This window comes from Mucilaginibacter sp. GW821-FHT07G05, from assembly GCF_059418565.1.
Genome location: NZ_JBWKQC010000002.1, coordinates 117427 through 140140 on the forward strand (window position 1 = coordinate 117427; position 22714 = coordinate 140140).

At 42.9% G+C, this 22714-nt stretch carries 19 protein-coding genes; 9 read left to right on the plus strand and 10 right to left on the minus strand.

From position 1 onward, the window contains the following. Nucleotides 1-267: 267 nt before the first annotated feature. The 4 genes from AC07NA_RS04880 to AC07NA_RS04895 all read right to left on the minus strand — a co-directional run bounded on the left by AC07NA_RS04880 (nt 268) and on the right by AC07NA_RS04895 (nt 6458). The gene (locus AC07NA_RS04880; protein WP_494896167.1) at nt 268-1647 is read right to left on the minus strand and encodes a TolC family protein; all 1380 of its coding nucleotides are present in this window, start codon (nt 1645-1647) and stop codon (nt 268-270) included. 1 nt (nt 1648) lies between these two features. Further along, nucleotides 1649-4816, minus strand: a complete 3168-nt coding sequence (locus AC07NA_RS04885) for an efflux RND transporter permease subunit (RefSeq protein ID WP_494896169.1) — start codon at nt 4814-4816, stop codon at nt 1649-1651. A gap of 23 nt (nt 4817-4839) precedes the next feature. Continuing rightward, nucleotides 4840-5988, minus strand: coding sequence for an efflux RND transporter periplasmic adaptor subunit (locus AC07NA_RS04890; protein WP_494896171.1), 1149 nt, complete (start codon nt 5986-5988; stop codon nt 4840-4842). Nucleotides 5989-6098: 110 nt separating this feature from the next. Then, nucleotides 6099-6458, minus strand: a complete 360-nt coding sequence (locus AC07NA_RS04895; protein ID WP_494896173.1) for a hypothetical protein — start codon at nt 6456-6458, stop codon at nt 6099-6101. Between the two features lie 224 nt (nt 6459-6682). Between AC07NA_RS04895 and AC07NA_RS04900 the strand changes: the two genes are divergently transcribed. Both AC07NA_RS04900 and AC07NA_RS04905 read left to right on the plus strand, forming a co-directional pair. Then, complete coding sequence (locus AC07NA_RS04900; RefSeq protein WP_494896175.1) at nt 6683-7501, plus strand: sterol desaturase family protein; 819 nt, start codon at nt 6683-6685, stop codon at nt 7499-7501. Nucleotides 7502-7511: 10 nt separating this feature from the next. Next, nucleotides 7512-8123 (plus strand): hypothetical protein, encoded by a 612-nt coding sequence (locus tag AC07NA_RS04905; protein WP_494896177.1) that lies wholly within the window; start codon nt 7512-7514, stop codon nt 8121-8123. Between the two features lie 12 nt (nt 8124-8135). Here AC07NA_RS04905 and AC07NA_RS04910 read toward each other — a convergent pair whose 3' ends face one another. The 6 genes from AC07NA_RS04910 to AC07NA_RS04935 form a co-directional block, all read right to left on the minus strand. Beyond that, complete coding sequence (locus AC07NA_RS04910; protein WP_494896179.1) at nt 8136-9308, minus strand: metallophosphoesterase family protein; 1173 nt, start codon at nt 9306-9308, stop codon at nt 8136-8138. Between the two features lie 56 nt (nt 9309-9364). After that, nucleotides 9365-10360: a hypothetical protein gene (locus AC07NA_RS04915; protein ID WP_494896181.1), complete on the minus strand. Its 996-nt coding sequence runs from the start codon at nt 10358-10360 to the stop codon at nt 9365-9367. 81 nt (nt 10361-10441) lie between these two features. Next, nucleotides 10442-11980, minus strand: coding sequence for a hypothetical protein (locus AC07NA_RS04920; RefSeq protein ID WP_494896183.1), 1539 nt, complete (start codon nt 11978-11980; stop codon nt 10442-10444). Between the two features lie 37 nt (nt 11981-12017). Continuing rightward, nucleotides 12018-14792: a TonB-dependent receptor gene (locus AC07NA_RS04925; protein WP_494896185.1), complete on the minus strand. Its 2775-nt coding sequence runs from the start codon at nt 14790-14792 to the stop codon at nt 12018-12020. Between the two features lie 791 nt (nt 14793-15583). Continuing rightward, nucleotides 15584-16438, minus strand: a complete 855-nt coding sequence (locus AC07NA_RS04930; RefSeq protein ID WP_494896187.1) for a TIR domain-containing protein — start codon at nt 16436-16438, stop codon at nt 15584-15586. 8 nt (nt 16439-16446) lie between these two features. Further along, nucleotides 16447-16854 (minus strand): helix-turn-helix transcriptional regulator, encoded by a 408-nt coding sequence (locus AC07NA_RS04935; RefSeq protein ID WP_494896189.1) that lies wholly within the window; start codon nt 16852-16854, stop codon nt 16447-16449. A 162-nt stretch (nt 16855-17016) separates the two neighbouring features. Between AC07NA_RS04935 and AC07NA_RS04940 the strand changes: the two genes are divergently transcribed. The 7 genes from AC07NA_RS04940 (at nt 17017) to AC07NA_RS04970 (ending at nt 22705) form a co-directional block, all read left to right on the plus strand. Next, complete coding sequence (locus AC07NA_RS04940) at nt 17017-17235, plus strand: hypothetical protein (protein ID WP_494896191.1); 219 nt, start codon at nt 17017-17019, stop codon at nt 17233-17235. Next, a complete protein-coding gene (locus AC07NA_RS04945) occupies nt 17232-17801 on the plus strand; it encodes a response regulator transcription factor (RefSeq protein WP_494896193.1) in 570 nt (189 codons plus the stop codon). Before AC07NA_RS04940 ends, AC07NA_RS04945 begins: the two co-directional genes overlap by 4 nt. After that, on the plus strand, nt 17798-18217 hold the full coding sequence (locus AC07NA_RS04950) for a hypothetical protein (RefSeq protein WP_494896195.1): 420 nt from the start codon (nt 17798-17800) through the stop codon (nt 18215-18217). The genes AC07NA_RS04945 and AC07NA_RS04950 overlap by 4 nt, the downstream gene beginning before the upstream one ends. Next, nucleotides 18210-18467: a hypothetical protein gene (locus tag AC07NA_RS04955; RefSeq protein ID WP_494896197.1), complete on the plus strand. Its 258-nt coding sequence runs from the start codon at nt 18210-18212 to the stop codon at nt 18465-18467. The genes AC07NA_RS04950 and AC07NA_RS04955 overlap by 8 nt, the downstream gene beginning before the upstream one ends. Before the next feature lie 294 nt (nt 18468-18761). Next, nucleotides 18762-19346, plus strand: a complete 585-nt coding sequence (locus AC07NA_RS04960; RefSeq protein ID WP_494896199.1) for a hypothetical protein — start codon at nt 18762-18764, stop codon at nt 19344-19346. Nucleotides 19347-19350: 4 nt separating this feature from the next. Continuing rightward, nucleotides 19351-19485, plus strand: a complete 135-nt coding sequence (locus AC07NA_RS04965; protein WP_494896201.1) for a hypothetical protein — start codon at nt 19351-19353, stop codon at nt 19483-19485. A 241-nt stretch (nt 19486-19726) separates the two neighbouring features. Further along, a complete protein-coding gene (locus AC07NA_RS04970) occupies nt 19727-22705 on the plus strand; it encodes a primase-helicase family protein (RefSeq protein WP_494896203.1) in 2979 nt (992 codons plus the stop codon). The last annotated feature ends 9 nt before the right edge of the window (nt 22706-22714 follow it).

The following is a 22714-nucleotide window of genomic DNA, read 5'->3' on the forward strand; positions in this document are numbered from 1 at the left end:
CCCGTTAAATTCTGAAATAAATCTGAAATAGTGTTATTAATTTAAAATCCAATTGTATCGTAGTTTTTCAAATGCCAATGCTGCTAATTCAAAACACAGTGCATGATATCTAATCTTACATGAGTAGAGTGTTTAATCATGTAAGATCTTTCCATTTACGATAAAATCCTGCAATTATTCGAACTGCTCGGTAACGATAGCATCAAGTAGAGAATAAACATTGTTAACGGCATCCAAAAAAGGAACAATTAAATATCAGCGCAATATTTATTGCCATCCCCCGCCCAAAGCACGATATAAATAAACTATGGATTGCAGCTGCTGTAACCTGTCGTTTACGCTATTCAATTGCGCGGTTAGCAAGCTTTGCTGGGCGGTTAGTACTTCGGTATAATTGGCTGAGCCATACCGTACCAATTGTTGTGTATAATTAACCGATTTGGCCAGGTTATCTAACTGGCTGATTCTTGTTGTTGCCTTTTCGCCGGCTGTTTGGTATGACATTAACGCGTTTGATACTTCCTGCCCTGCATTTAAAACGGTATACCTGAAATTGAGTAAGGCCTGCTGCTGTTGTTCGCGGGCTGCTTTTAAGCGGGCTTTATTGGCACCTTGCGCAAATATGGGTTGGGTAATACCTGCCGCTAAATTACCAATAAGCGAACCCGCTCCAAAAAAAGAAGTATAGCTCGAATAGCTGCCTGTGCCGCTCAATGTAAAAGAGGGGTAAAAGTAGGTACGTGCTACGTTGGTTAATTCAAAGGCATTTTTAAAACTATATTCGACGGCCATTACATCCGGCCTGTTAGCTACCATTTGCGCGGGTATGCCGGGTGTTAAAACAGAGAGTGGTTGCTGCTGATCTATTTTTGCCCTGTTAACCGGCCCCGGTACACGGCCTAATAACAGGTTAATGATGTTTTCGGTTTGCCAAATGGATTGCTTCAAATCGGGTATGGTTACCTGAACCGCGTATTTACTGGCTTCGCTTTGCACAACGGCAGCGCCGGTTACCACATCAGCAATTTTTAACGATTTCATGGTGTTAACGGTAGTCTGCCAGTTTTTTACACTTTCTTCGGTAATAAGCAACTGTTGATCAAGCGCCATCAGGTTATAGTAATTATTGGCGATATCGGCAATCAATTGGGTTTGCACAGCACCGGCATTGGCCGATGATTGCAGTAAAGCGGCCAGTTGCGCTTTTTTCGCGCTTCGTAGTTTCCCCCAAATATCGGCTTCCCAACTTGCGGTTAACTGCGCGCTGTATACCCGGCTTTTGGTGGTGCCACTAAAGTTTTTCGGGTTAGATGATCCGGCTAAAGAAATATCAGCCCCTGCATCAACAGCGGGATAAAATGCCAGCTTGCTTTGATCAAAGTAGGCCTGTGCCTGGCGTGTTACCGAATAGGCCTTCTGAAGATCGATGTTGTTATTGATCCCTTCCGTTATCAGGTGTTGTAAAATTGTGTCGGTAAAGATCTGGTTCCAGTGGAGCTTGGCTATAGAAGCCGTATCGGCACTGTTTACATCTCTGAATAGTTTCAAATTGGTAACATCCGGTTTTTGATAGGGCTTAACTACATGGCAGGCGGCTAATAATGCGAGCGCGCCTGTTAAAAATATATTTTTTATGATGGTTTTCATGTTAATCTCTTTTAATTTCAGTACTCAGGTGTGCGGCCAAGCCGCTGTGAGCCGACGTTAATTTGTTATTCGTCTTTTTAACTTTTTCCTGAAGTGTTTGGAAAATGATGAAAAGCACCGGGGTAACAAAAATGCCGAACACTGTACCGATAAGCATACCGCCTACCGCGCCCGTACCTATAGACCGGTTACCGTTAGCGCCTGCGCCTGTGGCCAGCATCAGCGGCAGCAGCCCGAGTATAAAGGCAAACGAGGTCATTAATATTGGCCTTAACCTGGCTTGGGCTCCATGCATGGCGGATTCGGGTATGCTCATGCCGTCTCTTCGCCGCTCAACCGCGAATTCTACTATCAGAATAGCATTTTTAGCCAGCAGGCCTATCAACATAATTAGCGTTATCTGTAAATAAATGTTATTGGCAATGCCGAAAAAATAGGCGAAGATGAATGCGCCTGCTATACCTATAGGTATGGTAAGCAAAATAGCGAGCGGCAGTATATAACTTTCGTACTGACCACTCAATATGAGGTATACAAACACCAAACAAAGCAAAAAGATATAAATGGTTTGGCTATTGCCTGAAAGCTCCTGCCGGGTGATGCCTGAATATTCGTAACCGTACCCCTGCGGCAACTGTTGCGCGGCCACTTGCTGAACCGCGGTAACGGCCTGCCCCGAGCTGAAACCGGCGTTTGGCGTACCGTTTATATTAATGGAGTTGAATAGGTTGAAACGGGTGATGGCTTGTGGGCCGTAATCTTTATTCAGGGTTACAAACTCCGTTATAGGCACCATATCGCCTGTGGCATTTCGCACAAAAACCGAATTAAGGCTTTCGGGCGTTGTTCTGAACTCGGGCGAAGCCTGTACCATTACCCGGTATTGCTGGCCAAACTGCGTTATATTAGAGGCGTAAAGGCCACCAAAATAACCCTGCATAGCGCCTGTAATATCAGTGACGTTAAGCCCGGCTTCCTTTATCTTCGGTACATTGACGGTCATCATGTACTGAGGGAAATTGGGATTGAAAGAAGTGGTAGCAAATTGTATTTCGGGCCTATCACTTAATGCCGACAAAAAATCCTTACTTACCTTATAAAACTGGGCTATATCCCCGCCGGTTTTATCCTGTAACTGAAACGCGAAACCACTGGTAGCGCCGAAACCCTGTATAGTTGGCGGAGTGGTAAATTTTATTTCGGCTTCGGTAATGCCTGCCGCCTTTGTATTGAGTTCTGCTACAATGGCCTGTATATCTCTTTTGCGCTGGTCCCAGGGAATAAGGCGCGATATTACCATGCCATAGTTACTGCCGCTGCCCGATAGTGGGTTACGGCCGTTCACCCCTAAAATATTATTAACCTCGGGAATAGTACGGGCTATGGCTTCAACTTTTCGGGTAACTTTATCGGTACGGTCAAGCGATGCCCCCGGCGGTAAAGAGATGCTGCAGGTAATAGCGCCAAGATCTTCGCTGGGTACAAAGCCGGTAGGCGTTGCTTTGGATATAAAATAGAGCAATGCCCCAAAAACTAAGAGCATTGAAATCGGGATCCATTTTTTGCGGTTAAAAAAGTCTATAGCCTGTACATAGCGCTTACTCATCCGCTCGAACCCGGTATTAAAGGCGAGATAAAACCGCTGGATAAAATTTAACTTTTTGTTCTCTTTATCATGCCCTCTTAAAAATAACGCGCACAAAGCAGGACTAAGTGTAAGCGCGTTTATAGCCGATAAAATAATGGCTATTGCCAGCGTTAAACCAAACTGCTTGTAAAAAACACCGGATGAGCCACCGATAAAGCTTACCGGGATGAACACTGCCGACATAACCAGCGTGATTGACATGATTGCTCCCGATATTTCGCTCAGGGCATCAATACTGGCCTCTTTGGCCGAGTGGTACCCCGCATCAAGTTTGGCGTGTACTGCTTCAACCACTACAATGGCATCATCAACCACTATACCGATGGCCAGTATAATGGCAAACAGCGTAAGCAGGTTAATGGTAAAGCCAAACAACTCCAGAAAAAAGAAGGTGCCTACAATGGCTACCGGTACGGATATAGCCGGAATAAGCGTCGACCGGAAATCTTGCAGAAAAATAAATACAACGATGAAAACCAGTATAAATGCTTCCAGCAGGGTGTGCAAAACCTTGTCGATAGAGGCATTCAGAAAATCATCGGTGTTTTGGAGTGTAACGTATTTAATGCCCGGCGGAAAGCTTTTCGATGCTGTTTCCATGGCTTTAACTGTTTCCTGTATTACCTGGTGCGCGTTTGAACCCGCAATTTGTGATACATCTATTGATATGGCCGGGTGTCCGTTCATACGGGTTGAATTAAAATAGTTGAGCGCGCCCAGCTCTATGCGGGCTACATCGCGCAGGCGAAGCACCCGGCTGCGATCGTTAGCTCGTACCACAATATTTCCAAACTGTGTGGTATCGGTAAGCGTACCGGGGTATTTGATCACATATTGAAAGGCCTGCCCGCCGCGCTCTCCGAACTGGCCGGGTGCTGCCTGGATATTCTGATCGGCAAGAGCGGCTGTAATATCCGCTGGTACCAGGCCGTATGAAGCCATTACCTGGGTATTAAGCCAAATACGCATTGAGTAATCCATTTGGCTGGGCAGGGATGCATCGCCCACACCTTGTATCCGTTTTATAACCGGCAGTATATTGATATCGGCATAGTTTTGTAAAAAGGTTTGATCGTAAGCCGGGCTTTCACTATAAACCGAATAGGTAAGCAAACTGCTGGTTTGCTTTTTTTGTACGGTTACCCCGGCCTTGGTTACCTCCTGCGGTAACAGGGATGAGGCTCTCGAAACCGCGTTCTGTACGTTAACGGCGGCCAGGTTAGGATCGCTGCCTACCTTAAAGCTTACGGTAATGTTGGCTGTTCCGTCATTCCCGGCGGTTGAGGTAAGGTAGTCCATATTCTCAACGCCGTTAATTTGTTGTTCCAGCGGGATGATAACGGTTTTTAAAACCACATCGGCACTGGCACCGCTGTAGGTAGCCTGTACCTGCACGGTAGGAGGGGCAATGTCGGGATATTGAGAGATGGGCAGCGTAAATAAACCAACCAGCCCGATAGTTACTATAATGATAGAGACAACCGTTGATAACACCGGCCGCTCAATGAATTTTTTTAACATGATTTTTAGTTTTAAGTCAGGGCTTAAGGATTACGGTATACCGAATCAGCATTTAGCATTTGTGGTTTTATCTGTAAACCTTCCCGCAGCGAGGCAATGCCGTCAACCACTATTTGCTGGCCGATTTTAAGTCCGTGGCTTACTACGTAAAATTGACCCGGACTTGCACTGATAACCAACTCCTGCGATTTTACCTTACCGGCTCCATCAACCACGTAAACAAATATTTTACCCTGTATCTGGTATGTCGATTTTTGGGGTACCATTACGGCATTTGTAACGGTTTGCGGTATACGTACAATAGCGCTGCTGCCGCTGTGTACCAACGCACCGGGGTTTTTAAACGTTGCCCGCAGGTTTATAGAACCGGTTTGCGAATTGATGAGGCCGCTGGCCGTTTCAACTTTACCTTTATCGGCCAGTTGCGTGCCGTTTGCCAGTACTAATGCCACCGGCGGTAAGGTGCCAAGCTTTTGCTGCATGGTAGTGCCTTTAGCTGCCGAAAAAAAATCGAGCCCCTGCTTTTCATTGATGGAAAAATAGGCGTAAATGCTTTCAATATTTGAAACTGTTGTAAGCGGGTTTACTGTTGTACTGGTGATCAGGCTGCCAATTTTATAGGGTAGCATGCCTATTACGCCATCAGCCGGACTGTAAATAGTAGTGTAACTTAAATTAGTACGCGCGTTGTTCAACGCGGCTTTGGCCTGCGCCAGCGCGGCTTGTTTTGATTGTAAGGTGTATTGGGCCGATTTTAACTCGTACGCGCTTACAATATCCTGTTCAACAATGGGCCTCACCTTATCAACCTGCATTTGGGCGGCATTCACATCGGCTACGGCAATTTTAATGTTGGCTTGGGCCGTATTAACGTTCTGCTCATATTGAGGCGCGTTGATCTTAAACAGCAATTGCCCGCGTTTAACGGTAGCGCCCTCATCTACGTAAATGTTCTCAACGTACCCATCAATTTTGGGGCGTATTTCAATGTTTTGTATCCCTAATACAGAAGCAGGGTAATCTGAATTTACCTCCGCTTTTTGCGGAATAAGCTTCATTACCGGAAAAGCTTTAGCCGGTGGCGTAGTTACAGTTGTATTGTTACCGCCGCATGCCGCTAATATGGTTATACCTAAGAACAGCACGGGCGAAATAAATTTAATAGAATTCATAAAAATGAAAAATGATGTTGGCAATAGCAAAGTGTAAGCTTACATAGGTTCCTGAAAGGGAACTTTAGCCTAACTATATGCTTATTTAAAAAACAGAATCTGAAAGTGGTTTAGATAAAAGCCGGCGGGCCTCTTAAAAAGAAAATACTATGTGCATTAGCGCAAAGTAGAGGTGTGTCAAAACTGTAATGTTTGGATAGGGGGAGGTTGAGCAAAGGCCTGTTAAAAACAAAATACTGCTGCAGGGGCAACCCTACCGGGTGGAGCTTTTTGGTAAAGCATTGCAGTTTTACCAGTTGCTGTTGTTCGGCAGTTTTTTTTGTGAGGATTAAATGATGTGACGCGTTCTTCGACCGGAAGATCTGCGCGTAACGCATGATCACTTCGCCCTGGAGGGAAAAGAAGATCAGCGCTACCAAACTTAGCCTGGCTGCGCGATTGAACAAATTTATCCGGTTACACTCTGTCATTAACTATCAAGTATCAATAACAAAATTGCGCGGCAAATCTGTAGAAACTTTGGAGTTGTGTTTTGATATGTTCAGAAAAATGGGTTTACAACCGTTATAGCGAAATGGAATTATATTTTTTTTCTTAAATCTCTAAAAATCAGAATCTAAACAGAATTCGGTCATAGTTTCAAATTATGAACAGCCCGGTTAATTATAAAAGGGTAACATAAAAATGAACTAACATGACAATGATTTTTGAATTTATTGAACAGCACAAAGAAGCGGCGCAAATTTTCTTATTCGCCATAGTTATCACATCAATATGGCTTGCCGAAGTTGTAATATCCGGCTGGAAACCGAATGGAAAACTAAGGCACAACGCGGTTAACTTTTTGTTTATTAGCACTGCCTTGCCGTTGCAACTCTTTTTCTCGGGTATTGTTATTGTTGTTTCGGTTTGGGCCACAAGCCATCATTGGGGTTTGATCAACTTTATTCCCTTCCACAAAAATTTGTGGGTTTACTATATCACGCTTTTCTTATTGCTTGATTTGGGTGAGTATACCTATCATGTTATAATGCATAAAACCCATGTACTATGGCGTTTTCATCTGGTGCATCATAGCGATATGCATGTTGATGTATCAACCACCGTTAGGGAGCATCCGGGGGAAACCTGTATCCGCTTGTCTTTTTTAATAGTATGGGTATTTATTTACGGTCCGCTGGCCAGCGTTATTGTATTGAGGCAAACTTTTCAGTCTGTTTTTAACTTGCTGTCGCATGCCGAATTCCGCTTGCCTTCAAAGTTGAACCGTGTACTGTCGCTTGTTTTTATAACACCCAACCTGCACCATGTGCATCATCATTACCAATTGCCCTATACCGATAAAAACTACGGCGATGTATTGAGCATTTGGGACCGCTTGTTTGGTACCTACGCCGAATTAAATGAAACCGAAACCCGGTTTGGGATTGATACACACATGGATAAAGCGGTTACCGGCAAGTTTATCAATGCTGTTAAAATACCTTTTATGCCTTTTCGCAAACAGAATTAATAATAGGTATATGAGATACAGATATATGATTGTGCCGTTTTTATGCTGCTTGTTTGCAAAGCATGCCATGGCACAAAACGAAGGTTTTTTTACAAGGCTTTACTTGCCGGCAACTATAGGTATTGATGTCCCTTTCAAGCAAAATAATTTATCGGTAAAAAGCGGTATTATATTTAATACGGCAATGGAGTACCGCCCACAGTTTAATCCCAATCTTTTTTACAGGCTGAATTATGATGCGGTTACCTATGCCTATAATACCTTAAAAAGCGAAGTGCCGGTAAACGTAACGCAAGGTAAACTGCATTTGGCTGATATTGTTGGCGGGGCAGGCTACCGTACCTTTGGCCGGCATACAGCGTTGTATGGGCTGCTGCAAACAGGGGTAGCCATAAGTAGTTTTGATAATGTGCAGTCAAATGCATCATCGGTAATAGTAACAAACGTAGCCAAGCAAAATATTTGCGTTAAACTAACCGGCGGTTTTGAGTATTATATTAAACCGCATTTTGCTTTAACTTTTGAACAGGCCTGGTTGTTTATACCTAAAAACAACCAGTATAAGCCTGTTAATGTAAATAATATGAGCTTTAGCGCAGGTATTATAACTATGCTTTTTTAGTTGAGCCCGCGGTTAATTAACCGCGAGCGATATGGTTTTGGTTGCGCCTATTATCACTTTGCCTGTTGGGTTTGATGGGGTTGTGTTCCAAAGGCACTCCCGTACGGTAAGCAACTGTTTCCCGGCATCTAACGAGATCAGCTGGAATGATAATTTCTTTTCGTCAACAGATGAATATTTTCCCTTCATAGGCGAATCAACCCTGAATACATTCAGGTTTACATCATTATCGGGACCGTGGTATTGATAATATTCGTTCCAATTACTATTGCCATGAAAATAGGCCTTAATGTTGGGATGTTGCTTTAAAAACGAAACCCAGCCACGTTGTTCTATATCTGTAGACGCGTTTTTCGCTGCCGCGGAATTGCCTTCTTTATAATATTCGGTTGTGAGGTTTTCAAATTTGGTATCGGCGGTTATATGGTGGGGAGGTACCGGGTTGGTAAAATGTTTTGCCTCGCAGGTAGGTTGGTCATGTGTAAAAAGTATTACCGGTGTGGTGTTTTTAACAGCCTGCAAGTCGGCCTTCATCCATACACGTTCGGCCGAATCGGGCCACAAGCTAACAAACATAAAATGGATACCCTGTATATTGTAGGAGTAGTGTATCTTGTTTTTTGCAAAATTGTAGGTGTTATTGTTTACGGGCTTAGCCGGTTTAAGCATCAGGTTGTAAATATTAACCATTGCCGTAGGGTCTGTTGCGGGTTTCATGGGTTTGCCGTAACCAATAGCGTTTGATATATCATGGTTGCCTGCCAGCAATAATAGTTTGGCCGGTTTATGATTGCTGCCGGTGAGTTTAAGGTTGCGCGTAAAATCCTTCTGAAACTGTGTCCACGAGGAGGAGGCCGATTGCACAGGCGGTTCCATCCTGTTACCTATATCTCCCGATACCATAACGTAGTCAACCGGGCCTGTTAAATTGCCACCGTTAACACCCGAATCAGCAGGTAACCGCAATTGCTGTATGGTGTTCATTTGAGCTACCATGGCCGCGTTTACCAGGTTAGCGTTCACATTGCTGTCGCCCCTGAAAGTGTGGCGCTTGATGCCATAATGCGTATCAGAGGTGTAAACGAATTGTACAATTTTATCAGTTGATTTTTTTTGGGCGGATACAAGGCCTGTGGTTAACCCTAAAGTAAGGAGTGCTAACACAAGCGATCTGGTAAATAACATAGCGTTCTTTTTATTGATAAATGAAATATTTGATAAGTGCGATAAGGTGATCGGTATCAATTTCTTTTATAAAAAGTAAGGGTGTTTAAGGCTCCGGCATAGCCCTTTATTTCTGATACGGTAAAATAACCGGAACCATCAGCCGCGAAATCGACAGCTTCGCCCTGGCGTTCATTTTGTATGTAAGGGGCATCCTGCGGCGCACGCAGCAGCATGTGTTGTATGGTTTCACCGGCGGCGCGTTTCCAATACCATATTTGCCCTGTATTTCTAAACAGCATTTCGCTGCCATCCGGCGAAATACTACCGGCTGTAAGTAAATCAAACGGCAATCGGGCTACCGGCTTTAAAGTAGTTGCAGCCGATGTTACCTGTGGAAACGGAGCCGTATACACGGTGCTTTGTCCTGATTGTTTTGTAGCGATATAAAGGTCTTTTGTTAAAGCGTCTATTAGTAACGTTTCGGCATTAACCGGTCCATCAGGGTATTTTAGTTCAATTTTATCAATAGCGGTAATATGTATGGCGGTTTGCGCGTTTGCTGTTGGCAAATCGGGCTCCAAAAAGCGGTAAACAAATACCGATGAGCTTTTGGCATTGTTATCACCTATGTTGGCTACATAAATATAATGTTTGCCATCAACCGGGCCGGGACCGGTAGCAATGTCTTCCCAGTCGCGGTTGGTTACACCATCTAAAATCAGCTTGCCCATATCGGCTCCGTTGGTATCGGTGATATATACTTCGTTGCTGTTGCCGCTGTCTTCATGAACATATAACCTGCCCGGATAGCTGAGGCTTGACGCTATGCCCGATATTTCCAAATACTGCTGGTTGGTCATAACAGTGCTTACACCCTGATTGGCAAAAAATGGACAAGGCGATAATAAACTTAAATTATAACCTGCAACCGGCACACTATCCGGCTTTACCGTTGGTGGTTTAACGGTATCGGTAACGGGGGGCTTTATAGCATCAGTAGTATTTTTCTTGCAGGAAAATTGCAGGGTACAGGCGGTAAATATTGCAAGCCATAACAAGCGTGCTTTCATAATAACGGGGGTATTAAATTTACTGTTAAAATTGAAAAGCCCATGCGGGCATGGGCTTTTCAATTATTTAATGTGTAATAATTAGTATTTGTGTTGGTTACCTGAACCATCAGTTGGAAACGCGCCCAGATCCTTATTAGGAGGGGTGATGTTTGCACCGAAGGTAGGATCGGTAGATACCCTTTTTTGAGGGAAACCATATTGCGTTAACAGCGGCGCGCTTGCTTTTGCAGGCAATGCGTTTTTACCTGAACCACCCTGGTAAACACCTGCGCCAATTGCCGGCGAACCTGCTTTTAAATGGAAGTCGGCACCTGCCGGTATAACCGAGTTACGGTAGTTGCGGCTTGTACTGTTAGTTGCAAGATTGTAGTTAACAAATTGAGGGTCGTATTTTAATGAATCGTTACCGTTATTTGAACCCGCGTTAGTGCCGTTAGCAGCAATTACACCGTTAGTGTAACCGTTAAGATCGGTAGGTTGTTTAAGCGTAAACTGGTTTGGCTCAATAAATATCATGTATTGTTGCGCCCCGCCCATTGGCGTACCACGGCCAATATAGGTAAGGTTATTACCGTACGATGTATTTAATGTATCGCTTGGTTTACCTTTTTCAGATTGGTATGATATGCGCAAACCTGCTTTGCTGTTAGCAATAATGTTATTATAAATATAACCGCCAGCGTTGGTTTCGGTATTGATAGAACCGTTACGGGTAGCTTTTAACTGTCTGAAACCGCAATTGATCACCGTGTTATTATAAATGTTAACCAAACAAACTTTACCTGCGGCGCCAGATGTTTTTAAACCGTTGGTGGCAATACCATAAGTTAGGTTGTAGGCCATATCGCCATACACACCATCCTTGATATTGGTTGCCTCGCCGCCTATGCCGCCCATTTTTGAAAATGTATTGCGCATAAGGCTCATGTAAGCATTTTGCGGCCTGATACCGTCATCTTTACTGCCCAAAAACCATGAATCTTCAACAATCAGGCTGCCCAATGTATTGTTAACACTGTTCATGTAGATAGAAAAACGCGGATCGCCTTCAACAGCGCCGTAATCAGCAGCGTTTGATCCCCATGGACCGCCGGTGTATTCAACATGCGTCCAGCGCAGCAATAATAATTTAGCAGTTGGGCCGCACTGAAAACCACCCCAATAGCCTTTGTAAGCAGGGTCGTTAGCCGGATCATCAGTATAAGTAGCATTTGTTTTTGGTACACCCGCAGTTTCAAATACGGTAAACCAGTTAGGGGCATCTTTTGAACCGTTGCTTACTAACGCGCCGTTCACATAAAATGCAGGGCTGGTAAGGGCCGATTTACCATCGCCATGTATAAGTACTTTAGCGCCCGGTTGCAGGTACAAGGTATCGCCGGCGTTAATGGTAACATCAGACATGATGTGGTAAGTTTTGCCCGCAAGCATAGTACCCTTTAACGGGATTGCGTTGCCGCTGGCGTCTTTTTTAGGCAATATAGTGTCACTGATAGACTGGCCTACTACTAACAGTGGTTTTGAGATCTCTACTTTTTCTGTGCCGTTTTTTTTGCACGAGTAAAACGTAGTGGTTGCTGCTATAAGTAAGCAACCTAACAATGTAACCTTTTTCATGATGGGGAACTATTAAATTATTGTTTGTATTTTATTTTTAAAGTATGTAGCGTAAACCAAGCTGATAGTTTTGCCCGTAAACGGTACGTTCGGCAAGAGTTTTACCTGCTGAAACATCCTGGAAAGGAACCGGTATGCTGTTAACAGGCGGCTTGTTGATATACACCTCGTATTTAGCATTCAGCAGGTTTTGAATTTTGGTGAATACAGCGAAACGTTTGGCGAATTTTTTCTCGGCAGAAAAATCAAATAAACTGGCTCCCTTTTGCCAATAGTCGAACCCGTAATAAGGGGCTACCAGCACAATACGCTTGCCTGTGTATTGCCATGTTAACTGCATATCCAAGCCTAAACCAATGTTTTTGTATAACAAAGCGGCATTGGCAATATGGGCCGACTGACCTTGCAGCGGTCGTTTTTCATCAATATAAACAGTGGTTGGGCTGCCGTTTTCTACCGTTGATGTAAATTTGCTTGTAGTAATAGATGAGTGCGTGTAGGTGTAGTTGGCCCTGAAACCAAAGTTGCGGATGTATTTTTCATACACAAACTCAAAGCCATAGTTGGTGGCATCGCCAAAGTTGTTTGGCTGGTAAATGGTTTGGCTTTGTACACCGGTAAACTGAAAACCGTATTCGATAGGGTTATGTATTTTTTTGTAAAAAGCGCCAACCAATATTTCCTCATTGGCATTCGGGAAAAACTCGTACCTGAAATCAACATTATTGGCAGTGGTATGCAATAATTCGGGGTTACCTCTTTCCGACCAGTTTTCGCCCTGAAAGTTATATGGCACAATTTCAAAGAAACCCGGGCGGCTGATAGACGCGAAATAGGATAACCTGAGATTGGTTTTATCGTTCAGTAGGTATTTAAAGTGCACGCTTGGCAACTGATCAAGGTAACTGATAGAGCCTGTTTTAGCTGCCTGGGTAACGGGTACGTCGGTATCAAAATTCTGGTTGGTATTTTCTAAGCGTAAACCGATAGTGGTTTCCAATTTTTGCACCTGGAACTTGATCATTGCATAGCCCGCCGTTATCTTCTCGTTAGCACGATAGTTGTTTGCCGCGCTCGGTGTTCCGGTCGGGTTAAATACCGACCAGTTAAAGTTGTCGATACCTGTCCACTCGGGGTTATTACCACCTGCATCGGGCACCGGCCTTAACTCATAATTTTCGTAGTAATTATCGCGGTGTTTATCGCGGTACATGCCACCCACTGTAACAGTGTAGGGTACCGATGCTACATTACCACCGTAAGCCAGGTTACCGTAACCTGCAAGGTCGCGATCGTTATTCTTCCACCAGGTGCGGTTAAAACTTTGGGTTACATTAGGATGCTGGTATGGCGCGGCATTTGGCGTTGCCGGTTCGCGGTAAAAGCCACCGTCATATTCATACTCTGCCCAATCGGGGATAAGGTTTGTAGCTTTTGAATACACGCCCGACCATGTAAACTTTAGTTTTTGAGGGATGATCTGATGCTCACCCTGTAAAGTACTGTTATAAATGGTTTGCCTTTGAAACCGCGAACGGGCGAAATAATTTACCTGTCCTGTTCCCTGCTCGGTTCTTGGCGCGGTTTGCAGCGAGTCGATCGTCATCCTGGTTTGGGTTTCATCCAGTATCGCGTAAAAGTTGTACAGGCTTATCTTGTTATTGTTGTTAAAACGATAATCAATTTTCGCGTTAAGGCCGGTACGGGTTAACTGGGTAGAGTAGTCGCGGATGTTGGAATGTTTAACATACAGTGATCCGCCTTCCTGAAACTCGGCAGGGTTAAAAATATTCTGATAGCCCCTGTACGTGTTTTGGTATGAGCCGCTTAGCATTACGCCCAAGCGGTTGTGAAAAAAACGATTGCCTATTGATAAGGAGGCCAGCATGTTAGGCTGCGCGTTTTTGTGGGTGTATTTGAGGTTGTCGCGGGTAAAATCGGCAGGTTGTGCCAGGTACGATGGGCCGTTTAGTTCGTAAGGCGATTTGCGGTTTATAGCGCTCGACGGAAAGTAATCGTAACCCTTGTCCAGCAATGTTTGGCTAACACCGGTTGACGCGCTTGCATTAATATACAACTTATCGGGCGCGTTCTTCATCACCATGTTTACAGAACCGCCTATGGCATCGGCTTCCATATCAGGCGTAAGGGTTTTGTTCACCTCAATACGCTCTACCAGTTCGGCCGGGAAAATATCCAGTGGCACATAGCGGTAGCGGTTATCGGGGCTCGGTATCTTAATGCCGTTTATGAGTGTATAATTGTAACGCTGATCCATTCCGCGGATAATAGCGTAACGTCCGTCGCCGCTGCCGCTTCTTTCAACCGATACACCTGAAACCCTTTGTAAAACGTTAGCCACGGTAATATCAGGCGATAACTGGATAGCCTTTGCCGATATGATGTTAACCACATTGGTTGAAAGCTGCTCGGATTTTTTAGCGGCCGATTCAGACTCGGCATTGCGCTTACCCGAAATTTGTACCGTGGTTAATGATGAGTACGACTGGCTTAATTGAAAATTTACCCTTGTATCGCCGGTAATGGTAACCGTTGTATCTTTTGATGTGTAACCAACAAAACTGCAATGTAACGTGTAGGTACCTGCCGGCAGGTTCTTTAAGGTATATGAACCATCAAGCGCTACACCGGCTCCGCGCGAAAGTTGTTTGTTGAAAATTGTAGCCCCGGTTAAAGGGGTTTTTGTTTCCGGATCAATTACCGATCCTCTGATAGAATACCCCCCGGACTGGGCATTCGCAGAGAGGCCGAATAAAAAGAAAATGTAAATAAAATATAAACTCCGTTGCATGTTATTGTTAAAATATGGTGCAAAAGAGTTTATAAATTGATGAAAAAAACAGGCTTGCAAGCAAGTTTAACTGAATGATAACATTAGGATAATATCATGAAAATTTAATGTTAAGCATTGATTATTAATTAGTTATAAAATTCATTTTTTATAAAAAATCCTAAATCTCTCCAGAATTGGTGCCGTAATTAGCATTTAGCAGATGCTGTGCACTGATCATCCTCATAAATCTCCTGGTGGTAATGGGGGCAATGGTCAAAAGATTATTCGGTTCCTGATTGAATTGACTAAAGAGTTCTAAAACCTGCTTCTATGCATCGCCACAATTTGCAAATCTTTATCAGTATATATGCCATTTCATGTCTATGCCAACGTGACCCAATGCTACAGCTACATGATCAACATTCATTTTGCATTTATTTCTCGCCACTGGAATCCATAAATTTTCTTTCCCCCTTGCGGTAGACGACATACTTCACATTGAAGGTGCCGTCAGATTTTTCATGGTGCGAATAAATTCTTGCACTTACGGTCGTAGCCATAATTTACATTAATTATGACGCCAAATCCCGTTACATATTTGTTACATGGAGGCGTCAAGTTCAACAAAAAACTATGTAAATCCCGTAACAAATATGTAACGGTCACGGTGCCGCGGGTGATCCTAACCCACTTTTGCAAGACAAAAAAACCCGCCCTACGTGCTGTAAAGCGGGTTTTTAACGATGTGCGCCCACCTGGCGCGAAAAGCATATTCATTATCAATTATTTAGAATGATGTAGCGAACCAATTATGATGTTTTAGATCGATCGATTTTAGAAAAATAACTCTGTATTCCAACTTCTACTTGTTTTAAAGTGTAATCACTTTTATGTACTGAATTAATTACTTTTGTGATTTTTTCGATATCATTTAATGCAGATTCGCGATCTATATTTTTATGGTTTAAATAACTATCCAACTTTGAACGCAGTCCCCCATATTCAACACCTGCTTGCATCGCATTTCTGACAAGTGATTTTGTAGATAATGATCGCATATAATTTTCTTCCATCGCACCAATCCATCGATCATAATCAGTACCAGGGTTGTTCAATTGTCTTACAATGCTCAGAATTTCATCCAATACATCCTCGTTTGACCGCTGTTCAATTACTTTGTCTATTTCGGGTGTGGCCTTTAATTCTTTTTCTAAAGAGGGCCAGTGAATGTCAATGTTCCTCGATAACAGTTTTTCATTAAGGTGCACTTCACCTTGATCTTTTAATAAATTATTAATATTATCTATTAGTTTAAAAATATCATCCTTTTCAAATTTCGTATTCTGAAATGCGGAAAGAGGGTTTGTAATATCCCGATCCGCTACATCATATAAAAAAATACAATTTCGGGACGAGTCATTGCTACTAATTGCCCCTGCTTCATAATGAATATATTGAGATTGAATATTGTCTTTGGTTAGACATATAATGCAGACCTTAGAGGATTTAAGTGCGTTTGAAAGTTCATCATTCCACTTTTGGCCTTTTTCGATATCAACTGATATCCATGGCTCCACGGCTTGTAATACTAATGGGAGCCAATCTCTTAATGTCGTTGCTATGTGCTTACTCCGATTACCGGACCAGCTTAAAAATACTTTCATAGTTTAGGTTATTTCAATATAAATCCGTGCTTAATAGCTTCCCCTTTGAAAGACGCAATCAAATCGCTCAATTTGCTAAGATCGTCCTGATCTGCATTAATCTTTAATGAAAGCGATAGCTCGATTGTATTTGTTGCTTTATCCAAGGTGCCAATCGGCTCCAGCGGCTTGTTTATTGTATTTAGGTCAACGTACCTTTTGCTTTTAGGCTCGAATACATAATTTGTATAGTCAAGTCCGGTAGCGTTTTTAAGTTTTTGTAAAAACTCTAAATCAAACGATTTTCTAAGATCAATTTGATTTATCGTTTGACGCGGTACTCCCATTCGCTCGGCCACTTTAGATTGGGCAATACCCGTTTCCTTTATAGCTTTTTTAATTATTTCTCCTAATGGGTGGACTGATCTACTTGACATTGAGTAAAAATATTGTACTGAATGTCAATTAATTAAGTCTTAATGTTAATCTATACATTGCATTTGTAATGCAAATGCTTGCATTTGTTAATCATTTGTATGACATTTGTAATGCACGAAGTTGTCATTTGTGCCTCATTTATACAATAACCTAATAGTGGTATGAACTGGACTAAAGAGGAATTACAAAAAATTAGAGAAAATCTGCCTTCCAGCGCAAGAAAGGAATTAGCTAATAAATTCAATATCAAGGCAGGAAGCCTCCGCAATATTTTATCTGGTATGGCCGCGAACGACGAAGTTATTTTGGAAGCGGTATCGATGGTAGAAGCCCATAAGCAAGCAATTCAGGCAAAAAAGCAATCATTGGCTTCACTATGATAACTCGGAATATACCTGCCGGCCTTTTAAATGATGATATTGAGTTTTTCAATAACCCTTTAGATCAGGAAAAGTGCTATTGCTTAACAGGCGGCAATGTGTATAGGATTAATGAGGCGCCGGAACCTATTAAGGTCCTAATTGATCATGACATGGCGGCAAATCCATTGAAGCTGGAGGCACTGGTAAATTTAGGCTACGAAACTCAAGACGAATTAAGAGAAAAGTACTGCAGCTGCTGCTTCGGTGCTTTTGATGGCGAGGCGGACGTTGTGAACGGCGTTTTTCGCCACACTGAATATTGGCCATGTCCTTTACGTGGCATCTGCCCTGCCGAAGGAAAGCTATGTGATGGCTTGAAAGTAGGAGAGGGCAGGGTATTAACGCGTAGGGAGATAGATGTATTGGCATGTGTAGGCAAGTGCCTTTACGATAAAGAGATCGCGAGTGAGCTTGCAATCAGTGAAGAAACAGTAAAAGTTCACCTCAAACATATCCGTGAGAAGTCCGGCTTGATGAACAAGCAAGACCTGGTAAAACTGGCCATTCAAAAAAACCTTATATGATTTACGCAGAAGCTACACCCATCGATCAATTCCATTTGCAATTGGTAATTAATTATCCCGACGGCCATAAAATTGACCCGGTGACTGTTGCAGATAAAAGCGAGGCGTTACGCCTGGTCTATTTCTACAATCGCTTGTATATAGCAGATACGCTTAAAAACTGGATCGGCCAAAGGATCAATGTTTTTAACCATGTGGGTGACAGTAGATCTATTGCTGCTGAAGCTTTAAAAGAGCGTATCGATAGCTACAGTAAAACCTCGCTAAAGCAAGTCTGCACTTTGGTTTTGCAAATCGAAGACCAAATCCGGCAGATTGCACCGAGCCAACGCTCAAGGCATCATAGCACCTATGTTAACCTAATCAGGCCAATTATTTATTTCTGTCATGAAATGAAAGGGGTGCCGCATGAATGAGTTATGGTTTGTGATCAACGGCTTGTTGCTACAACGCCGTGAGATACAAATGGTCTATTGCTATCGTTTCCCCGGATTGCGCACTCGGAGCCAGTACAAAGCCATAATCATTTACTCGAAAGGCCTTACCTATTGGAAAGACATAATGATTAAACACGGTGGTTTTACAGATGATCAGTTAAAAGCCCGGTTAGATCAAATAGAAATTGAGCTCGATGATGTGCTCGACCGCATTTATAAATATTATTAAGATACAGGTACTTGTTCTTTATTCATTAGATGTGATAAGGTTTAGGTTTAAAAGCCGGTTTGGTGCCGCCGGTATTCTATGGAAAGCGAACAGTGTGGAGGTTTTCCTACAGGGCGGGAGTGGTGGCCCGCCCTTGTTTAAGGCAAAATGACTGATGGGTAGTCATTCAAAGGGTTCGATTCCCATTTTGCCTCAACCCTTTCATTAGGGTTATGTGATAAGGTTTAGGTTTAAGCCGCTGCGGCGCAAGGCAACAGCGGCTTTATTTAAAGCGCTAATTAATTTAAACTATATATGGATTTTACTCAATTAAGCCCTAATGAACGTATTTACTATTCCGGTGAGGTACGTGCTGAAAGCTGGGAAGATTATCAGACAAGAAAATCTGCAAGTGCACCGGAAAGTTCTAAAAGACCGGCTAAAAGAATTGTACCTGACAGTACACCTGAGCCATTGTTTGCTAAAAAACGCAGGGCTGGTCGTAAAAAGTTAGATGCTGAAGCAATAAGGGCACGAGACGCGCGGCAGGAACAACGTAAAGTGCAGCAATTAAAAAAACGCCAACTACAAGCAAAAGCAAGGGCTGAAAAAAACGAGCAGCTGGCGGTATTGAAAGCAAATAAGCAGCGTAAGGCGCAACGAGAGGCATTTGAGAAAGAAGAAGCCCAACGCCGTTTAAATCGAATCTTAAATGCGGTAACGGTACCCGAAAATGTTTCATCTCGCATTACTACGTCGCTTAAACCTGCTGGCGTTCCTGCAATGGTTGGTAAGGTAGCAGTACGGGTAGATCATAAAACTGTGATCTACATTAAACAAGGCCGTGATCCGCAGGAAGCAATAGCAAATTATAAACTCCGCCATGGAATAGATAACTAAAGTTATGACACCACTTCTGATGATCATTATACTGGTAATAGTTGATGCGCTGGCTATAACTGTTACCGAGATAAACAGGCGGCAACGAAATCGCCATTTAAAAAAAGAGTACCAGAATTATAAAAACAACTGTAAGTAGTTATGTCCAAAACAGCCTTTAAAGCAATCGACAAGCGTAGATTCTTTTTTCGTTTTATTTTTATGATTGGCATCGGCCATGAGCGGTCTATCTTCAATAAGGATGGTTACATGATAACTGAAGTGGTGTATATCTATATTCCTTTTTGTGTGATAACTGTGGTGCAGCGCTTTCGACGAGTTGTTGGATAACTCGTAAATCTCCCCCCTCTAAACTAACCAAATTAAACCCAACTAACCCCATGCAGGGCAGTAACTATATTGATGCTAAAGATATTTTGAACGCTACCAATGGCGGATTGGATATAATATTTGCATTGTATCCCCAAGCCATAGGCAGCGATGTACAACGTTCACGAAAATTTAAGATACATGAAGAAAAAACGGCTTCGGCAAGCCTGAAAAAAGCTGATGATGGTAACTGGTTAGTGACTGACTTTGGTGACGACCAGGAGCCACGTAATGGTATTGGCTGCTATATGAAAGAAAAAGGCCTTGATTTTTTGGAGGCAATAAGGGAGCTGGCAGCCATTTACAATATCATCCCAATCGAAAAACAAGCAGAATTGTTCAGGGCTGAATATTCCGAAGCACCGGCGGCGCCCGAGGATCAGGAAGGAAAATGGAGTTGGGAAATCCGTGATAAAAGCCAATTTACTGATTTTGAAGTAGAGACAATTGTCAGTAAAAAAGTGCTCAGCAAATTGGGCTGGAAGAGCCATGACGAAAAATCGGCGAATTGGTCGGCTACTAAGATTGACGAGACTTTTAGAGAATACCACTGGCATCCGCTCGTAAGCTACTCACTTGTGAAAGACCGGCGTAAAATGACCTTTTCCGCTACGGATGCTTACCCTATGTTTTTGATCGATGAAGGTAGCCATCAAAAAATATATCAACCCAAACACCCGGATAAAGGTCGCCGCTTTATGTACGCCGGCGAAAAACCAAAAGATTTTATACATGGCCTGACTCAACTAAATAAAGTTTTTGATGAACGTAAAAAGCTGATTGACGAAGAACAAAATTCTGACGCTGAAGATGAAGATCGCGGAAATAGCAAATCAGATAAAAAGAAGAAAGACCCCAAACTTCCCGAGGTAATTTTATGCACCGGCGGATCAGACGCGATTAACGTTGCCTTGCTCGGCTATCGTGTTATATGGCTAAACAGCGAGACTGCTAAGCTTCAGCAATATCAGTTTGATAAGATCTCTATCATGGTAGAGAAGTTTTTTCAATTGCCTGATATTGACGCTACCGGCAAACGTGCCGCCCATGAGTTAAATATGCTTTACCTCGATATGTATTGTATTGAGCTACCGGAGGAGTTGAAAAAATATAAGGATGCCCGCGGTAGCTCTTGCAAAGATGTACGTGACTACCTCAATCATTACAAAGCTAAAGAGTTTAAAAAATTGGTGGAGGTGGCCTTGCCGTATCGCTTTTGGGAAAAACGGGCCGAATATGAAGGTAAGGGCGAAAACCGTTTTTTTGCCGGCTATAAATACGATTTTGATAACGTTCAGGCTTATAACTTTTTGGCTAAAAATGGGTTTGGCCGTTTGGCTTATGGTGATAAAAAAACCGATTGGGTATACATCAGGCAGATGGGAAATATTATTTATGAAACCGATGGTGATCAGATACAAGATTTCATACATGATTTTTTAGAAGATCGTTATTTCGATAAGGCCTTGCGAAACTCGATGATGAACACGAGCCGGCTTAATAACACCTCACTTACCAGGTTAAAATTCCGCAATATCAATTTTAATGATTTTACCCGCGAGAGCCAATTTATATTTTTTACTAATCTCACCGTGGAGGTAACGGCTGATCAGCTCATCTATCATAAACCCGGCGCTGTTGAAAGATATATTTGGGAGGAGGAATTACTGAAGCATCGCCTGGAGAAACACGTCGAAGAGCCTTTTACTATTACCCGTGATGAATTGGGTACTTATGATATTGTTATAAACGATAAAAAATGTGCTTTCCTTCAGTACCTGGTACAAACAAGTCGTGTTCACTGGAGGGAAGAGCTGGAGTATCGTATGGGCAACCTTTCACCCAAAGATCAGGAACAATACCTGATTGATCATAAATTCTCTATTGATGGGCCAAACCTTAATCCGGACGAAATTGAGGAGCAAAAGCAACATCTGGTCAATAAAATTTTTGCTATTGGCTTTTTGCTACATCGTTTCAAGGCACGCAACAAAGGTTGGTTTGTATGGGCACAGGATAATAAAATTAATGATGACGGCAAAAGCCATGGTGGCTCAGGTAAGTCGATTTTATTTGATATGGCCATGCGTACGATGTTGCCTAAAAACTTTTACATCAATGGTCGTAACCCCAAACTAACGGATGATCCGCACAAATTTGATGGCGCCTCGGAGCACCATCGCTATTATCTGGTCGATGATGCTCATGAATACCTGAAAATCGATTCTTTCTACACTGATATTACCGGTGACATGAATGTTAATCCGAAGGGTAAAAAGCCTTTTTCTATTCCGTTTGAAAAGTCGGGAAAATTTGCCTTTACTACTAATTACACGCCGCGCGACCTCGGCCCCAGTACCGAGCGCCGGATGGTTTATACTGTTTTCAGCGATTATTACCATAACAAAGGCGAAACAGATGACTATAAGGAGCTGCGTGATCCTACTACTGATTTGGGCATGACCTTGTTTACCGACTTTGATCATTGCCAGTGGAATAGTTATTACCTGGTGATGCTGCATTGCTTAAAGTTCTTTTTGGGTACCGACGAGAAAATACGGCCGGCAATGGGCAATGTCAACAAACGCAACCTGCTCTCGGTAATGGGCAACTTCCACGATTGGGCACTGGTATACTTCAGCGAAGAGAGCGGCCGCCTCGATACCTTTTTTGTTCGTGAAGAGGCGTATCGAGATTACCAGAAGTTCAACGGTAATAAGGTGACGCCGCAAACTTTCATGACGAAGGCAAAGGCATTTTGTAGGTATTACACCTATGTGCTTAATCCTAAGCAATACCAAAATACAAGTGGTAAGATCATTAAAAAGGTTGAGACAAAAATGTACGTGGAAGCTACTAACTCCTGGGAAGCTGTTCCGGGCGCGCAAAAAGTCACTAAAGAAATGTTTTTTATCCAAACTCGTAATGAGCTGCCGGCAGAGCAGGAAGTATCTGCCAATACAAATAACGAAGACGAATTACCCTTTTAACATAAACAA

Excerpts from the sequence above, each read along its gene's own strand:
- AC07NA_RS04945 (WP_494896193.1), top strand. The coding sequence starts at position 17,232 with ATGATAACTCGGAATATACCTGCCGGCCTTTTAAATGATGATATTGAG.
- AC07NA_RS04910 (WP_494896179.1), bottom strand. The coding sequence starts at position 9,308 with ATGTTATTTACCAGATCGCTTGTGTTAGCACTCCTTACTTTAGGGTTA.
- AC07NA_RS04905 (WP_494896177.1), top strand. The coding sequence starts at position 7,512 with ATGAGATACAGATATATGATTGTGCCGTTTTTATGCTGCTTGTTTGCA.
- AC07NA_RS04955 (WP_494896197.1), top strand. The coding sequence starts at position 18,210 with ATGAATGAGTTATGGTTTGTGATCAACGGCTTGTTGCTACAACGCCGT.
- AC07NA_RS04915 (WP_494896181.1), bottom strand. The coding sequence starts at position 10,360 with ATGAAAGCACGCTTGTTATGGCTTGCAATATTTACCGCCTGTACCCTG.
- AC07NA_RS04880 (WP_494896167.1), bottom strand. The coding sequence starts at position 1,647 with ATGAAAACCATCATAAAAAATATATTTTTAACAGGCGCGCTCGCATTA.
- AC07NA_RS04940 (WP_494896191.1), top strand. The coding sequence starts at position 17,017 with ATGAACTGGACTAAAGAGGAATTACAAAAAATTAGAGAAAATCTGCCT.
- AC07NA_RS04930 (WP_494896187.1), bottom strand. The coding sequence starts at position 16,438 with ATGAAAGTATTTTTAAGCTGGTCCGGTAATCGGAGTAAGCACATAGCA.
- AC07NA_RS04965 (WP_494896201.1), top strand. The coding sequence starts at position 19,351 with ATGACACCACTTCTGATGATCATTATACTGGTAATAGTTGATGCGCTG.
- AC07NA_RS04950 (WP_494896195.1), top strand. The coding sequence starts at position 17,798 with ATGATTTACGCAGAAGCTACACCCATCGATCAATTCCATTTGCAATTG.
- AC07NA_RS04935 (WP_494896189.1), bottom strand. The coding sequence starts at position 16,854 with ATGTCAAGTAGATCAGTCCACCCATTAGGAGAAATAATTAAAAAAGCT.
- AC07NA_RS04920 (WP_494896183.1), bottom strand. The coding sequence starts at position 11,980 with ATGAAAAAGGTTACATTGTTAGGTTGCTTACTTATAGCAGCAACCACT.
- AC07NA_RS04885 (WP_494896169.1), bottom strand. The coding sequence starts at position 4,816 with ATGTTAAAAAAATTCATTGAGCGGCCGGTGTTATCAACGGTTGTCTCT.
- AC07NA_RS04890 (WP_494896171.1), bottom strand. The coding sequence starts at position 5,988 with ATGAATTCTATTAAATTTATTTCGCCCGTGCTGTTCTTAGGTATAACC.
- AC07NA_RS04925 (WP_494896185.1), bottom strand. The coding sequence starts at position 14,792 with ATGCAACGGAGTTTATATTTTATTTACATTTTCTTTTTATTCGGCCTC.
- AC07NA_RS04960 (WP_494896199.1), top strand. The coding sequence starts at position 18,762 with ATGGATTTTACTCAATTAAGCCCTAATGAACGTATTTACTATTCCGGT.
- AC07NA_RS04900 (WP_494896175.1), top strand. The coding sequence starts at position 6,683 with ATGACAATGATTTTTGAATTTATTGAACAGCACAAAGAAGCGGCGCAA.
- AC07NA_RS04970 (WP_494896203.1), top strand. The coding sequence starts at position 19,727 with ATGCAGGGCAGTAACTATATTGATGCTAAAGATATTTTGAACGCTACC.
- AC07NA_RS04895 (WP_494896173.1), bottom strand. The coding sequence starts at position 6,458 with ATGACAGAGTGTAACCGGATAAATTTGTTCAATCGCGCAGCCAGGCTA.